This window comes from Frigoribacterium endophyticum (assembly GCF_011759585.1).
Lineage (GTDB): Bacteria > Actinomycetota > Actinomycetes > Actinomycetales > Microbacteriaceae > Frigoribacterium > Frigoribacterium endophyticum.
This window is the reverse complement of record NZ_JAAOYV010000002.1, coordinates 1079927-1092535: the sequence shown is the minus strand read 5'-3', so window position 1 is coordinate 1092535 and position 12609 is coordinate 1079927. Positions and strand designations below refer to the sequence as shown.

Sequence of the window (12609 nt, the reverse complement as noted above, 5' to 3'; positions counted from 1 at the left end):
TCGGGGCATGGCACACATCCTCGTCACCGGCTCGACCGACGGCCTCGGCCGCGGCGCCGCCGAAGCCCTGCTCGAGCAGGGGCACCACGTCGTCGTCCACGCCCGCAGCGACTCGCGCGGGGAGGTGCTGCGGCCGCTCGTCGACCGCGGAGCCCGGCTCGTCGTCGCCGACCTCGGCGACCGCGACGCGGTGACGGCGCTCGCCGACGAGCTGAACGCGCTCGACGCACCGCTCGACGCGGTCATCCACAACGCGGGCCTGATCCGCGGCGCGGCGATGATGCCCGTCAACGTCGTCGCCCCGTACCTGCTCACCGCGCTCGTGACGGCGCCGACGCGGCACGTGTACCTCAGCAGCGGCATGCACAAGAGCGGCACGGCGTCCGTGCTGGGCGACGTCGACTGGTCGGGCTCGCGAGAGACCGGCTCGTACTCCGACAGCAAGCTGTTCGTGACGGCGTTCTCGGCGGCCGTCGCGCGACTCCGGCCCGACCTGCGGAGCAACGCGGTCGACCCGGGCTGGGTCGCCACGAAGATGGGAGGCGCGGGGGCGCCCGACGACTTCGAGCTCGGCCACCGCACGCAGCGGCTGCTCGCCCTCGGCGAGCTGGGCGACGTCAGCGGGGCCTACTGGTTCCACGAGGAGCAGCAGCAGCAGCCGCACGCCTCCGTCGGCGACGAGGGCTTCCAGGGCGAGGTGCTCGCGGCGCTCGAGCGCGAGACGGGAGTGGCGCTGCCGCGCGGCTGAAGGTCGCTGGCGCGGCGCGGCGCTCGCGGTCGCGCTCGCTGCGGGGCGCGGGGCGCGGGGCTCGTGGCTCGGGCCTGCCGATCAGTCGATGACGCCGGTCAAGGCTCCGACGGCTATCAGCGCTGCGGCGATGACGATGGCGACGCCGGCGACGAGCATCAGGGTCGGCGACTGGGTGCACGGGCCGACGTACTGCTTCTGCTCGCGTCGCAGCTGGCGCGCCACCCGCGAGATGTGGTGCCGCGAGGTGATGAAGAACACGCCGAAGACGGCGACGAAGGGGGAGATGACGAGGGCGACGACCTGGCTCGATGTCATGGTCAGCGGTGTCAGTCCTTGTTCATCTTGCGCCACTGCAGCACCCACGAGACGATGACGGCGACGCACGCGATGCTGAAGACGATGATGCCGACGGGCGTCAGCGGTGCCCAGGTGGCCATGACGACGAGCGGTTCGACGGGCATCTGTGCAGTGAACACCAGATGCGCGCCCTGCGGAGGTGTGACGTCGTCGCTGGGGAGACGGTCGCTGAGGAGCTCGATCCACTCTGGAGTGGATCGGCGATCCGCGACGGTCCTTCTCCGCCTCCGCCGGCCGACCGAGTCGTCGAGGCGGGGGCGGGCAGGAGTCGCGGTGCGAGCCCTCGAGGGAGGTCGCGCCCGCGCTCAGTCGCCGGTGAGGGCCGCCGCGTAGGCGCGGACCGAGCGGTGGTACCGCGGCAGCGTCGGCTCGACGGCCTCGATCGCGACACGCAGCGCCTCGTCGACACGGCCGGCGCTGTGCAGGGCGAGCGCGAGGAACACCCTCGGTGCCGCACCGGTCGCGGGGTGCGGAGGGGCGTCGCGGAGCATCGTGATCGCCTCGTCGACGCGGCCGAGGTTGCGGAGGGTCGAGGCGTGCTGCACGACCATGCGCGCCGCCCGGTCGGAGTCGACCGCGGCGAGCCCGGCGGCGGTCGCGGCCGCGTACGAGACGTCGGCGTCGGCCTCCCGGCCGCCGGAGTCGTGCGCGCCGCCGAGCTCGAACGCGCCGAGGGCGGGGTGCGGGGCGTCGGCGGCGAGGTCGCGCATCAGCGCGATCCGCCGCTCGTCGTCGACGCTCTCGTCGGCCCAGAGGGCGGCCACGCGCTCTTCCCACTCGTCGGTGCTCATCCGGGCACGCTAGCGGCCGGGACGGCGTCCGTGCCACCCGCGACGCTCACGGCAGGCGTCGGGCTCGCGTGCCGGTGGCGATGCCGGTGCCGGCTCAGCCTCGCGCGGGTCGGGGCCTCAGCGGTCGCGACGGCGGGCGAGCTCGCGGCGGAGGACCGAGATGAAGAAGACGAGCATGCCGACGCCGATGAGGGCGACGCCTGCGCCGATGAGCCGGTCGGAGAGGAGGTCCGGGCCGGTCACGGTGTAGACGACGGCGCCGACCAGGACGGCGGAGCAGACGGCGACGTTGAACCACGCCCCGGGAAGGCCGCCGGGCGCTCCGCGCTTCGTCGTGTCTCGGGCGTCCATGTCGTGCTCCTCGTGTCGGGTCAGGTCAGGTCAGGTCAGGTCGGTCGCGACGTGAGCCCGCGGCGGGCGGCTCCGGGAGTGCGCCCCCGCATCGCTCCTCCACTCTGGAGTGGATCAGCGTTCCTGGGCCGTACTTCCCGCGGGTCCAGTGCTCCGCACGATCCCGGTCAGGTCTGCTCGTCGGGCCCGCGCCTCCGTCGGTCCCGGCGCACGAGCCAGAGGCCGATGCCAGCTCGGATCACGAAGACAGCCCCGAGACCGCCGATGATGCGTGCGGCGGACGACGTGTCGCCCAGCACGGGCAGCTCGTCCTGGGGCTGCAACAGCAGCACGATCGCGACGACCACGCACACGGCCCCGGCGACCATCAGCCGACGGGCCTCCCGCACCTGGCCGCTCGCCGGATCGCGACCTCCGTCGGTGCCGGTCACGAGGAGGCGCGGGTCGGCTGCAGCCGCCCGCGCAGGTCGTCGACCTGGTGGGCCTGCACCCCGAGCTCCAGCGTGCCCTGGTCGGTCTCGACGTCGACGAGGTGGAGGGCCGGGTTCACGGTCAGGCTCTGCGTCGGAGACGGGCGACGGCCCGTGTCGGCCCCCACCTCGCGCACCTCGAAGTCGAGCGGATCACCGGAGACGAACCGCATCTGCCAGCGGTAGGGCGTGAACGTCAGGCGGCCGGGCGCCAGCTCGAGCCGTCCGTGCCGCCACTTCCGCTCACCTGCTCGTCGGAGCGCCACCTCGACGCGGTCACCGAACACCGAGCGGGCGATGAGCAGCCCCACGACGGTGGCCGCCAGGCCGATGACGAGGACGACGGCGATGATGGCCATGAGGATCCCGACCGGCAGCGGGTCGTCGTCGACGGCCCAGAGGAGCAGGACGACGCCCACTCCGACGAACATGCCGATTCCGACACTGACGAACCGGACGCCCTGGCCCTTGATGAACTGCGTTCTCTTCCCCATCGCGCTTCCCCCCTCGGGCACGGCAGTGAGCTCGCCCCCCGCCGCGAGCCTACGCAGCGCCGCGGTCGGTGGGTCGGAGAGCTCGCCTCGCTGCGGCAGGGACGGGAGTCGTGGTCCAGGATCGCTGATCCACTCCGGAGTGGGATCAGCGATGCTGGACCGTACTTCCCGCCGGGGGAGGACCTCGCTCGTGACCAGCTGACTACAGTTCGGGCATGGGTCCCGCCAGCATCGTCCTGCTCATCATCGGAACGCTGCTCCTGGCTGCCGGCGTACTCGCCGCCCTGGTTGTACGCCGGCGAGGTGGCGCAGCTGTCCTGAGCCGAGCGTGGTGGTCGGTCACCGTCCTGGCCGGGCTCGGTGCCGGCATCATCTCGGCCACGATCATCGTGCCGATCGTGGCCGCCGCCTGAGCTGATCGGACTCCAGGCCTCCGCCAACGTCCCCACCGCACCGCTCTCGACCAGGATGGGCCCATGGCCGCAGCCCTCGACCCTCCCGCCTCTCCCTCCGAGCGAGCCCTGCGCTCGCGGGCGTGGTGGGGTGCCGCGCCGCCGGTCGTCCTCGCCGGCGTCGTCGCCCTGCAGCTCCTCGATCACGACCGGGACCGGGGGTGGTTCTGGGTCATGACCCTGATCGCCGGAGTCGTGCTCGGGCTGCTGGCGCTGGTCGCCGTCGTCATCGACCTGCGGGCCCCGGGGGCGTGGCGTCGCCTCCCGGTCGATGCGGGTGAGCGCCTGGTCTGGGGCACCACGGCCCAGATCGTCCGGCCGACCGGCGGTGCCGGGCTGACCGGCGTGCTCGCACTCTCGACCACGCGCCTGCGGTGGGTGCCCCGCGCCTCCGCCCGGTGGCGGGGCTCCCGCTCCGAGGAGTGGCCGCTCGACGCCGTCGGCACCGTCAGCGTGCAGCCGGTCGACCACCGTCGGCGGCTCCGAGGCGGTCGGTGGGTCGTGCTCGAGATCGTGGGGCGCGAGCCCCTGCCCGTCGTCAGCACCGAGGCGCACCTCGTCGCCGACGACCTCTGGAAGGCCCTGGCCGCGGCGCGCAGGGCCGACTCCGGCACGTCAGCCGCGCGCTAGCGTGGCGCGATGGACCTCCCCGTGACCTACGACGCGTCCGCCGACTGCGCCTACATCCAGCTCGTGCCGCGCGTCGGCCGCGGCGCCGCCGTCGCCCAGGAGGTCGTCGAGGCCCCCGGTGACCGCGCCACCGTCGTGCTCGACTTCGACGCTGAGGGGCGACTGCTCGGGATCGAGGTCGTCGGAGCCCGCGCCGCGCTCGCCGAGTCGGTGCTGGAACACGCCACGCGCATCGGGTGACGAACCCGGAGGCTCACGCCCCTGCGGCGGCCTCTGCCCCGCCCGACGCCCTGCCCTCCACCACGCCCTTCCGCAGCAGGAAGCACCCGTACGGCCCCCAGTCGCTGGTCCGCACGACCGCGAACGCCCCGCGGGCCGCGGCGTAGAAGTCGAACCGCTCCAGCGCCTCCACCGGCACGGCCCCGCCGACGGCGGCGTCGACCGCGGCCTGCACGGCGTGGTGCACCGGCACGAGCCGGTCGGGGTCGCCCACCACCGCCATCCGCGTCACGGGTGCCTCGACGAACGTGTCGAGCGGCATCAGCGACAGGACGGCGCCCACGGCCCGCGGCAGGTCGCAGCCCGCGAGGTCGACGACGGTGCCGTGGGTGGTGTGGGCCGCGATCGACGCGGCCGGGTGGTTCACGTCGCAGAGCAGCAGCTGGTCGCCGTGCCCCATCGACATGAGCACCGACAGCAGCTCGGCGGTGAGGACGGGGTCGATGCCCTTGAGCACGAGGGGCTCCTTCAGGAAGGGATGGGACGGGGGGAGTCGCGGTGCACGACGACCGGGCCGGCCACCTCCCGCAGGAGGCACCGGCCCGGCCGTCGCCGTGCCTCATTCCCGGGCGGCGGCCCGGGTGTTCAGCTGGTCGAACGCGACGGCCACGAGGATCAGCAGGCCGATCGCGATCTGGAGGTAGAACGAGTTCACGGCCAGCAGGTTGCCGCCGTTGTTCAGCACGCCGATCAGCAGCGCCCCGCAGGCCGCGCCGATCGCGCTGCCCCGTGCCCCGGAGAGGCTCGCGCCGCCGATCACGCACGCCGCGATCGCCTGCAGCTCGAAGCCGGTGCCCGCCGTGGGCACGCCGGCCCCGAGCCGCGAGGTCAGCAGCACGCCGCCGACCGCCGACAGCAGCCCCGCGATGCCGTAGACCGTGATGGTCACCAGTCGCACCGGCACTCCGGCCAGGCGCGCCGCCTCCGGGTTCGAGCCGACGGCGTAGACGTACCGGCCGAAGACGGTGCGCTTCAGCACGAAGGCCGCGATCGCCGCGATGACGACGAACAGGATCAGCAGGTTCGGCACGCCGACCACCGAGCCGTTGGCGATCGTCTGGAAGCCCTCGGGCAGGCCCTGGATCGTGTTCGCGTCGGTGATCACGAGCACCACGCCCCGGGCGATGCCGAGCATGCCGAGCGTCGCGATGAACGGGGGGAGCTTGAACCTCGTCACCAGCAGCCCCGTGATGATGCCCAGCACCGCCCCGACGAGCGCGCCCAGGATCAGCGCGAGCGGGATCGGCACCCCCGCGACGAGCAGCTGCGCGGTGACCGCCCCGGCGAGGCCGAGGATCGACCCGACCGAGAGGTCGATGCCCCCGGTGAGGATGACCATCAGCTGCCCGATGGCGAGGATCCCGAAGATCGACACCTGGCGGGCCAGGTTCGCGAGGTTGTTGCCGGTCAGGAAGTCGTCGCTCGCGAGCGTCAGCGCTCCGAACACGACGAGCAGGACGATCAGCACCCCGCTCTCGCGGCCGGCGATGCTGCCGAGGGTCGTGACCCGCGGCTTGGTCGACGCCCGGGCGGCCGCGGCCGCGGCGTCGTCGCCGTTCCGCACCACCCGGATGGTCGTCGTCTCGATGGGTTCGCGCCACATCAACTTAGGCATGGGGGACTTCCTCGATGTTCTGTCGGGTGACCGGGTCGGTGCGGGGGTCGTGCCTGAGCGGCGGGACGCCGTGCAGGTGGTCGGCGGGGTCGTCGACCCCGCCGCTGGCGAGGCGGAGCACGTCCTCCTCGGAGGCGCCGCCCGGCAGCTCGCCCGCGACGGCGCCCTCGCGGAGCACCACCACGCGATCGGCGAGGCCGAGCAGCTCGGGCAGGTACGACGAGACGACGACGACCGCGAGGCCGCGGCGGGCCAGGTCGTTGATCACGTCGTAGAGCTCGCCCTTGGCGCCGACGTCGATGCCCTTCGTCGGCTCGTCGAACATGATGACCCCGGGCTTCGTCAGCAGCCAGCGGGCGAGCAGCACCTTCTGCTGGTTGCCCCCGGAGAGCGTCGAGACCGGCTGGTCGTACGAGCCGGCGCGGATGCGGAGGCTGTCGAGCAGGGCGTCGGCCTCGTCGGACTGTGCCCGGCCGGGCAGCAGCCCCCGTCGGGAGCCGACGCGCAGGCTCGCGATCGTCACGTTCTCGCGGATGGACAGCTCCGGCAGCAGGCCGAGCACCTTGCGGTCCTCGGTGAGCAGGGCCACGCCCGCGTCCATCATCGTGCGCGGCCCGTCGGGCCGGACCACGACGCCGTCGACGAGGATCTCGCCCTCCGCGACCGGCTCCGAGCCGAAGACGCTGAGCAGCAGCTCGCTGCGCCCCGAGCCGAGCAGGCCCCCGATGCCGAGGATCTCGCCGCCCCGGGCCTCGAGGTCGATGGTCGGGCTGTCCGGCGTGCGCCGCAGGCCCCGGAGGCTGAGGCGCGCCGGGTGGACCTCGCGCGCCTCGTCCGGGTACAGGCTCGACACCTCACGGCCGACCATGGCGTTGATCAGCGTGTCCTCCGTGTAGTCGCTCATCGGCCCGCTCTGCGACAGCTCGCCGTCGCGGAGCACCGTGACCCAGTCGCCGACGGCGAACATCTCCTCCAGGCGGTGGGTGACGTAGAGGATCGCGACGCCCTCCGCCTTGAACTTCCGGATCTGGTCGAGCAGTCGGTCGGACTCGGCCTCGGTCAGCGCCGTCGTCGGCTCGTCGAAGACGATCACCTTGACGGAGTCGGCGGTGACGACCTTCGCGACCTCGACGAGCTGCTTCGTCGCGGCGGGCAGCCGCTCGACGACGACGTCGGGGTCGACGTCGGCGAGGCCGAGCGAGTCGAGCACGAACCGGCAGCGGTCGTGCAGGTCGCGGGAGCGGATCACGCCCGAGCGCGCCGGCAGGCGGCCCATGAACATGTTCTCGCCCACTGAGAGGTGCGGCAGGAGGCTGAGCTCCTGGTAGACGGCCTGCACGCCCGCGCCGCGGAGGGCGGCCGGGGTGGCCGTCGTGACGGTGCGGCCGTCGATGTCGTAGTCGCCCGAGTCGCGGGGCAGCGCCCCGGTGAGCACCTTGATCAGCGTCGACTTGCCGGCGCCGTTCTCGCCGGCGAGGCAGTGCACCTGCCCCGCCACGAGCTTGAGCGAGACGCCGCTGAGGGCCTGGACGGCGCCGAACGCCTTCGAGACGTCGGTGAGCTGCAGCACGGCAGCGCCCTCGGGCTCGCGGACGGTCATCCGTTGGTCTCGGCAGTCTGCGGCTCGAGGAGCGACTTGATCTCGGGGCTCTCCATGTTGTCGCGGTCGGCCACCGCGACGCCGGGGTCGAGGCTCGCGGGCGGGATGCGCCCCTGCGTCGCCATCGCGGCCTCGACGACGCCCTGGTAGCCGAGGAACCAGGGGTTCTGCACGACCAGCGCGTCGATGCTGCCGTCGGCCAGGGCGGCGTTCTCCGCCGGGTCGGAGTCGAAGGCGACGACGACGATGTCGTCGGACGCGTCGTTGTCCTTGATGGCGGTGGCCGCGCCGACGCCGGAGCTGTTGTTGTCGGCGAAGACGCCCACGAGGTCGGAGTTCGCCGAGATGGCGTCGTTCACCTGCGAGGCCGCCGTGCCGATGTCGTTGTTGTTGTAGCTCTGCAGGCTGGAGTCGATGTCGGGGCAGCCGGCCGCGAGCCCGGCCCGGAAGCCCGCGTCGCGGTCCTGGTTGGCCTCGATGCCCGCGATCGGGGCCTCGACGAGCACCTTGCCGGTGGTCGTGCCCGCGTCGGTGAGCAGCTGGCACATGCGCTCGCCGGCGGCCGTGCCGGCGAGGACGTTGTTCGTGCCGATGTGGCCCTCGATGTCGGCGGTGACCTTCGTGTCGGCCGTGATGACCTTGATGCCGGCCGCCCGCGCCTGGTCGATGGAGGCGTTCAGGGCCTCGCTCGAGCTGGGCGCGATGAGGATGGCGTCGGCGCCGCGCGAGACGGAGTTCTCGACGAGCTGCACCTGCCCGGCGATGTCGGTCTCGGAGGTCGGTCCGAAGGTCGCGACCTCGATGCCGTAGTCGGCCGCGGCGGCCTCGGAGCCGGCGAGCAGGGTCTGCCAGTAGGCGGAGTCGCTGGCCCGGATGATGACGTCGACCTTGACTCCGGACGCCGCGCCTCCTTCACCCCCTCCGCTCGATGCCGCCTCGGAGACCGTGGCCCTGCCGCCGACGACGCCGCCGACGAGGGCGACGAGGGCGATGGTCGCCACGAGGGAGAGGGAGAAGACTGTTCTAGATCGCGCCATTGCGTGTCCACCTGTGTGTGAGAAGGGGTCGGGGGGTGTTCGTCGTGCGGGGTGGTGCGTGTCGGTCGGGTCGCACGGGGTCGGGCGGGGGCCCGGGGAGTCGCGGGCCGGGTGCCTCCGCACGCGCGGGTCGCGGGGAGGCACCGGCCGGGGCCCGAGGAGTCTCGGGACGCCCTCGACGACGGGTCAGGCGCCGGGAGCGGGGACGGCGACGCTCATCAGCTCGTTGCGGAGGCGCTGCGAGGCGATGCCGTCGGCCTGGTCGATGACCGAGGTGATGTGGTCGACGCCGACCGCCTCGATCTTCGCGATGAGCAGCTCGACGGTGGCCCGGTTGGTCTCCGCCTCCTCCTGTGCGTCCTCCCGGATGGGGAACGTGTCGAAGTAGATGACGCCGTCGTAGTCGTGGCGGAGCAGGTAGTAGAGGAACTCGATCGTCTCGAAGGGGTGGATCGAGCCGATCATGAGCCCGTCGTCGTGGTCGTTGTTGCCGTCGTTGAGGTGGACGCCCCACAGCTTGCCCTCGGCGAGCAGCAGCGCGGCGCCGAAGCCGGGCGCGTCGCCGGCCATCAGCATGTGCGCGAAGTCGAGCGTCGCGCCGACGTTGGGCCGGTCGATCAGCTGGAGGACGTGCAGGGTCTGCCCGACGCTGCGGATGACCGAGTGCACGCGCTCCTCGTAGGGCTTGTACTCGATGCTGATGCGGACGTCGGGGCGGTGGTCGGCGAGCTCCTGGAAGGCCTCGACGATGCGGCCGAGGTCACGCGCGTAGTCCTTCTGGAACGTGTAGTCGAAGCCGTCGTAGCCGAGCCAGACCGTCACGAGGTCGCTGCCGCCGAGGGCCGCGGCGTCGATGCCGGCCTTCGTCAGCTCGATCGCCTCGCGGCGGACCGCCTCGTCGCGGTTGCTGTACTCGCCGTGGACGAAGTCCTTGCGGAAGCGCATGGCGACGCTGTTGAGCGAGAGCCCGAGCTCGTCGAGGAGGGGCTTCATGTCGGCGGGCTCGATGCCCACGAAGTGCTCGGGGTAGTTGAGGTCGACGTGGTCGATGCCCTTCGTCGCGCTGATGCGGCGGAGGGCTGCGGCGGTGTCTCCACCGGCGATGAACGAGTTGAGGCGCGTGGCGAACTTCATGGTGGCGACCGTACGGAGCATGACCACGATTGTCAAGCGTCGTCATTTCTGGTCACGTCTGCAGCCCGGATGAGCGCGTGCACCGCACCAGAATGCTGATCATTTTTGACAACCGTCGTCATTGCCGCCTACTGTCGGCCCTGGCGACGGCACGTCGTCGACACGACGAAGTGGAGGACCGCATGGCGGCGCACGCCATCCTGGTGGTCGGCAGCATCAACTACGACCTGATCGTCAGCCAGGAGCGGCTGCCGCGGCGGGGCGAGACGCTCGTCTCCACCGGGTTCCGCGCCGACCCCGGCGGCAAGGGCGCGAACCAGGCCGTCCAGGCGGCCCGCCTCGGCGCCTCCGTCCGCTTCGTCGGCGCCGCGGGGGCGGACCAGCACGGCGAGATCTGCCGAGCCGCCCTCGAGCGCGAGGGCGTCGAGTGCCGGCTGCGGCCCACCGACGCGGCGGCCGGCCTCGGCATCGTGCACGTCGTCGGCGAGGGCGAGGTGCACGCGACGATCGTCGAGGGGGCGAACGCCGACGTGACCGGCGAGTGGGTCGACGAGAACGCCGACCTCGTCGCGTCGTCGGCCGTGGTCGTGCTGCAGAACGAGGTGCCGGCCTCGGCCAACGAGCGGGCGGTGGCGCTCGCCGCGGCCGCGGGCGTCCCGGTCGTCTACAACGCCGCGCCCGCCCGGCCCGTGCCGCTCGAGGTGACCCGCGCCTGCGCCTGGTTCGTCGTCAACGAGGACGAGGCGGCCGAGTACCTCGGACGCCCCCTCGGCGACGTCGCCGACGACGCGGCGATGCGGGCCGCGGTCGCCGAGCTGGCGGCGTTCTGCGACTCTGTCGTCCTGACCCTCGGCAGTCGCGGCTGCTATGTTCTCGAGGGCCGACGGGTGGAGTTCGTGGGGGCGGTGCCCGCCCGCGCGGTCGACACGACCGGCGCCGGCGACTCGTTCATCGGGGCCTTCGCCGTCGCGCTGGCCGACGGGGTCGACCCGTTCTCAGCCGCCCGCACCGCCGCGCTCGTCGCCTCGATCACCGTCGCGGGGATGGGGGCACAGTCCAGCATGCCGACCCGGGAGGACCTCGAGGCGTGAGATCGTTCGCCAGGCACCAGCTGATCCTCGACCGTGTCGCCTCGGGCGACTCGATCCTGATCGACGACCTCGTCACGGCCACGGGGGCGTCGCCCTCGACCGTGCGCCGCGACATCCGCGAGCTGGAGCAGTCCGGCCACGTCGTGAGCCTGCGCGGAGGGGCGATCCGTGCCGAGGAGCGCTCGGCCGAGCTGCCGGCGGCGATGAAGTCGCAGATCAACCGCGACGAGAAGGTCGCGATCGCCCGCGCCGCCGCCGCCATGGTGGTCGAGGGCGAGACGATCTACGTCGACTCGGGCACGTCGCTGACCGAGTTCATGGTGGCTCTGCCGAACATCGACGTGCACGTCATCACCTCGAACACGCAGGTGCTCGGCATGGTGCCCCGGCCCCGGGTGACCGTGACGGCGCTCGGCGGCGACTACCTGCCCGACATCGGCTCCGTCGCCGGCACGATGACCGACCGACAGCTCGAGGACCTCTACTTCGACCGGGCCTTCATCGGCGTCACCGGCATCGACGCCGAGGCCGGCGTCACCACGTTCGACATCCGCGAGGCCAACAAGAAGCGCCTCGTGCAGGCGCACAGCCGCGAGACCGTCGTGCTCGCCGACAGCAGCAAGTTCGGCGTCGTCTCGCTCTGCCGCTCGTTCGGCCTCGGCGTCTGCACGGTCGTGAGCGACCGCGCCGACCCGGTGCTCGACGCCGCGGCGGCCTTCGTCGTCGCGCCGCGCCAGCGCTGAGCCGCGACGGCGGTGAGCCGCGCCAGGGCGATGGCCGTGCTCCGGGGTGCGCTCCCACGCGAACGGAGATAGTCTCCTCTTCGTGATGCGGAGAGGTCCTCCGCATCGCGACGAGGAGGACGCCGTGCCCGACACGACCACCCGCGGAGCCAGGGCTCCCCGCGCCGACGCCCTCCGCAACCGCGAGCACCTCCTCGCCACCGCCGAGCAGCACTTCGCCGAGCACGGCGTCGGCGGCTCCCTCGACGCGATCGCGAAGCGGGCGGGCGTCGGCGCCGGCACCCTGTACCGCCACTTCCCGACGCGCGAGGCCCTGCTCGCGGCCCTGCTGACGGCCCGCGACGACGCGCTCGTCGCACGCCGCGACTCCCTCCGGGCCGGCCGCGACGACGGCACCGTCGACGCGGGCGACGCCCTGCACGGCTGGCTCGCCGCGGTGATCGACTGGGCGGGGGCGTTCGACGGCCTGCCCGGGCCCCTGCGCGCCGCCACGCTCACGAGCGACTCGCCCCTCGCGACGACCTGCCAGGGCTTCGTCACCGTGACCGAGGAGTTCCTCGACGCCGCCCGCCGCGACGGCGCCGCCCGGAGCGACGTGCGCGCCCGCGACCTCTTCCTCGCCGCCCTCGCCACGAGCTGGGTGCGGGGCGCCGCGCTCGCCGACGACGACTCGGCCGACGGGCTCGCGGCGCTCACCCGCCGGGGGTGGCAGGCACGTCCGGCCGCCGCGGGCGACGACGCCTGACGGCGGCCCCGAGCCCCGCACCCCGCGCCCCGCGCCCCGCGCACGACCACGACCCCGACCCCGACCAGG

18 protein-coding genes are annotated in these 12609 nt (G+C 72.9%); 7 read left to right on the top strand and 11 right to left on the bottom strand.

Annotation, left to right across the window (positions count from 1 at the left end; all coding sequences use genetic code 11):
• The first annotated feature begins 7 nt into the window (after positions 1–7).
• Complete coding sequence (locus tag FHR77_RS12450) at positions 8–748, top strand: SDR family NAD(P)-dependent oxidoreductase (protein WP_167260641.1); 741 nt, start codon at positions 8–10, stop codon at positions 746–748.
• Positions 749–829: 81 nt separating this feature from the next.
• Here the strand turns inward: FHR77_RS12450 and FHR77_RS12445 are convergent, their stop codons facing one another.
• From FHR77_RS12445 to FHR77_RS12425, 6 genes are all read right to left on the bottom strand, one after another.
• Complete coding sequence (locus FHR77_RS12445; protein WP_167260639.1) at positions 830–1066, bottom strand: hypothetical protein; 237 nt, start codon at positions 1064–1066, stop codon at positions 830–832.
• An 11-nt stretch (positions 1067–1077) separates the two neighbouring features.
• Positions 1078–1212, bottom strand: coding sequence for a hypothetical protein (locus tag FHR77_RS16440; RefSeq protein WP_279589074.1), 135 nt, complete (start codon positions 1210–1212; stop codon positions 1078–1080).
• A gap of 201 nt (positions 1213–1413) precedes the next feature.
• Positions 1414–1899 (bottom strand): tetratricopeptide repeat protein, encoded by a 486-nt coding sequence (locus FHR77_RS12440; RefSeq protein WP_167260637.1) that lies wholly within the window; start codon positions 1897–1899, stop codon positions 1414–1416.
• A gap of 117 nt (positions 1900–2016) precedes the next feature.
• Complete coding sequence (locus FHR77_RS12435; RefSeq protein WP_167260635.1) at positions 2017–2250, bottom strand: hypothetical protein; 234 nt, start codon at positions 2248–2250, stop codon at positions 2017–2019.
• Between the two features lie 167 nt (positions 2251–2417).
• Positions 2418–2681 carry a hypothetical protein gene (locus tag FHR77_RS12430; RefSeq protein ID WP_167260633.1) on the bottom strand — a complete coding sequence of 88 codons (264 nt, stop codon included), beginning with the start codon at positions 2679–2681 and terminating at the stop codon, positions 2418–2420.
• On the bottom strand, positions 2678–3214 hold the full coding sequence (locus tag FHR77_RS12425; protein ID WP_167260631.1) for a hypothetical protein: 537 nt from the start codon (positions 3212–3214) through the stop codon (positions 2678–2680). The genes FHR77_RS12430 and FHR77_RS12425 overlap by 4 nt, the downstream gene beginning before the upstream one ends.
• A gap of 215 nt (positions 3215–3429) precedes the next feature.
• On the opposite strand from FHR77_RS12425, the gene FHR77_RS12420 reads away from it, so the two are divergent.
• From FHR77_RS12420 to FHR77_RS12410, 3 genes are all read left to right on the top strand, one after another.
• Complete coding sequence (locus FHR77_RS12420) at positions 3430–3627, top strand: hypothetical protein (RefSeq protein WP_167260629.1); 198 nt, start codon at positions 3430–3432, stop codon at positions 3625–3627.
• Between the two features lie 63 nt (positions 3628–3690).
• The gene (locus tag FHR77_RS12415) at positions 3691–4296 is read left to right on the top strand and encodes a hypothetical protein (RefSeq protein ID WP_167260627.1); all 606 of its coding nucleotides are present in this window, start codon (positions 3691–3693) and stop codon (positions 4294–4296) included.
• A 9-nt stretch (positions 4297–4305) separates the two neighbouring features.
• Positions 4306–4536, top strand: a complete 231-nt coding sequence (locus FHR77_RS12410) for a DUF2283 domain-containing protein (protein ID WP_056057792.1) — start codon at positions 4306–4308, stop codon at positions 4534–4536.
• Positions 4537–4549: 13 nt separating this feature from the next.
• On the opposite strand, the gene FHR77_RS12405 is transcribed toward FHR77_RS12410, so the two are convergent.
• The 5 genes from FHR77_RS12405 to FHR77_RS12385 form a co-directional block, all read right to left on the bottom strand.
• Positions 4550–5032 (bottom strand): RbsD/FucU family protein, encoded by a 483-nt coding sequence (locus FHR77_RS12405; protein ID WP_056057789.1) that lies wholly within the window; start codon positions 5030–5032, stop codon positions 4550–4552.
• A gap of 102 nt (positions 5033–5134) precedes the next feature.
• Positions 5135–6190, bottom strand: coding sequence for an ABC transporter permease (locus FHR77_RS12400; RefSeq protein ID WP_056057786.1), 1056 nt, complete (start codon positions 6188–6190; stop codon positions 5135–5137).
• Complete coding sequence (locus tag FHR77_RS12395) at positions 6183–7790, bottom strand: sugar ABC transporter ATP-binding protein (protein ID WP_167260625.1); 1608 nt, start codon at positions 7788–7790, stop codon at positions 6183–6185. The genes FHR77_RS12400 and FHR77_RS12395 overlap by 8 nt, the downstream gene beginning before the upstream one ends.
• Positions 7787–8791, bottom strand: coding sequence for an ABC transporter substrate-binding protein (locus tag FHR77_RS12390; protein ID WP_197981568.1), 1005 nt, complete (start codon positions 8789–8791; stop codon positions 7787–7789). Before FHR77_RS12390 ends, FHR77_RS12395 begins: the two co-directional genes overlap by 4 nt.
• A 222-nt stretch (positions 8792–9013) precedes the next feature.
• A complete protein-coding gene (locus FHR77_RS12385; RefSeq protein WP_056059192.1) occupies positions 9014–9961 on the bottom strand; it encodes a sugar phosphate isomerase/epimerase family protein in 948 nt (315 codons plus the stop codon).
• A gap of 77 nt (positions 9962–10038) precedes the next feature.
• Here FHR77_RS12385 and FHR77_RS12380 point away from each other — a divergent pair, with 77 nt between their 5' ends.
• The 3 genes from FHR77_RS12380 (at position 10039) to FHR77_RS12370 (ending at position 12540) form a co-directional block, all read left to right on the top strand.
• Complete coding sequence (locus tag FHR77_RS12380) at positions 10039–11052, top strand: PfkB family carbohydrate kinase (protein ID WP_167260623.1); 1014 nt, start codon at positions 10039–10041, stop codon at positions 11050–11052.
• Positions 11049–11795: a DeoR/GlpR family DNA-binding transcription regulator gene (locus FHR77_RS12375; RefSeq protein ID WP_167260621.1), complete on the top strand. Its 747-nt coding sequence runs from the start codon at positions 11049–11051 to the stop codon at positions 11793–11795. Before FHR77_RS12380 ends, FHR77_RS12375 begins: the two co-directional genes overlap by 4 nt.
• A 124-nt stretch (positions 11796–11919) precedes the next feature.
• Positions 11920–12540 (top strand): TetR/AcrR family transcriptional regulator, encoded by a 621-nt coding sequence (locus tag FHR77_RS12370; protein ID WP_341777351.1) that lies wholly within the window; start codon positions 11920–11922, stop codon positions 12538–12540.
• Positions 12541–12609 lie beyond the last annotated feature (69 nt).

Excerpts from the sequence above, each read along its gene's own strand:
- FHR77_RS12395 (WP_167260625.1), bottom strand. The coding sequence starts at position 7,790 with ATGACCGTCCGCGAGCCCGAGGGCGCTGCCGTGCTGCAGCTCACCGAC.
- FHR77_RS12425 (WP_167260631.1), bottom strand. The coding sequence starts at position 3,214 with ATGGGGAAGAGAACGCAGTTCATCAAGGGCCAGGGCGTCCGGTTCGTC.
- FHR77_RS12435 (WP_167260635.1), bottom strand. The coding sequence starts at position 2,250 with ATGGACGCCCGAGACACGACGAAGCGCGGAGCGCCCGGCGGCCTTCCC.
- FHR77_RS12410 (WP_056057792.1), top strand. The coding sequence starts at position 4,306 with ATGGACCTCCCCGTGACCTACGACGCGTCCGCCGACTGCGCCTACATC.
- FHR77_RS12415 (WP_167260627.1), top strand. The coding sequence starts at position 3,691 with ATGGCCGCAGCCCTCGACCCTCCCGCCTCTCCCTCCGAGCGAGCCCTG.
- FHR77_RS12385 (WP_056059192.1), bottom strand. The coding sequence starts at position 9,961 with ATGAAGTTCGCCACGCGCCTCAACTCGTTCATCGCCGGTGGAGACACC.
- FHR77_RS12420 (WP_167260629.1), top strand. The coding sequence starts at position 3,430 with ATGGGTCCCGCCAGCATCGTCCTGCTCATCATCGGAACGCTGCTCCTG.
- FHR77_RS16440 (WP_279589074.1), bottom strand. The coding sequence starts at position 1,212 with ATGCCCGTCGAACCGCTCGTCGTCATGGCCACCTGGGCACCGCTGACG.
- FHR77_RS12450 (WP_167260641.1), top strand. The coding sequence starts at position 8 with ATGGCACACATCCTCGTCACCGGCTCGACCGACGGCCTCGGCCGCGGC.
- FHR77_RS12400 (WP_056057786.1), bottom strand. The coding sequence starts at position 6,190 with ATGCCTAAGTTGATGTGGCGCGAACCCATCGAGACGACGACCATCCGG.
- FHR77_RS12445 (WP_167260639.1), bottom strand. The coding sequence starts at position 1,066 with ATGACATCGAGCCAGGTCGTCGCCCTCGTCATCTCCCCCTTCGTCGCC.
- FHR77_RS12440 (WP_167260637.1), bottom strand. The coding sequence starts at position 1,899 with ATGAGCACCGACGAGTGGGAAGAGCGCGTGGCCGCCCTCTGGGCCGAC.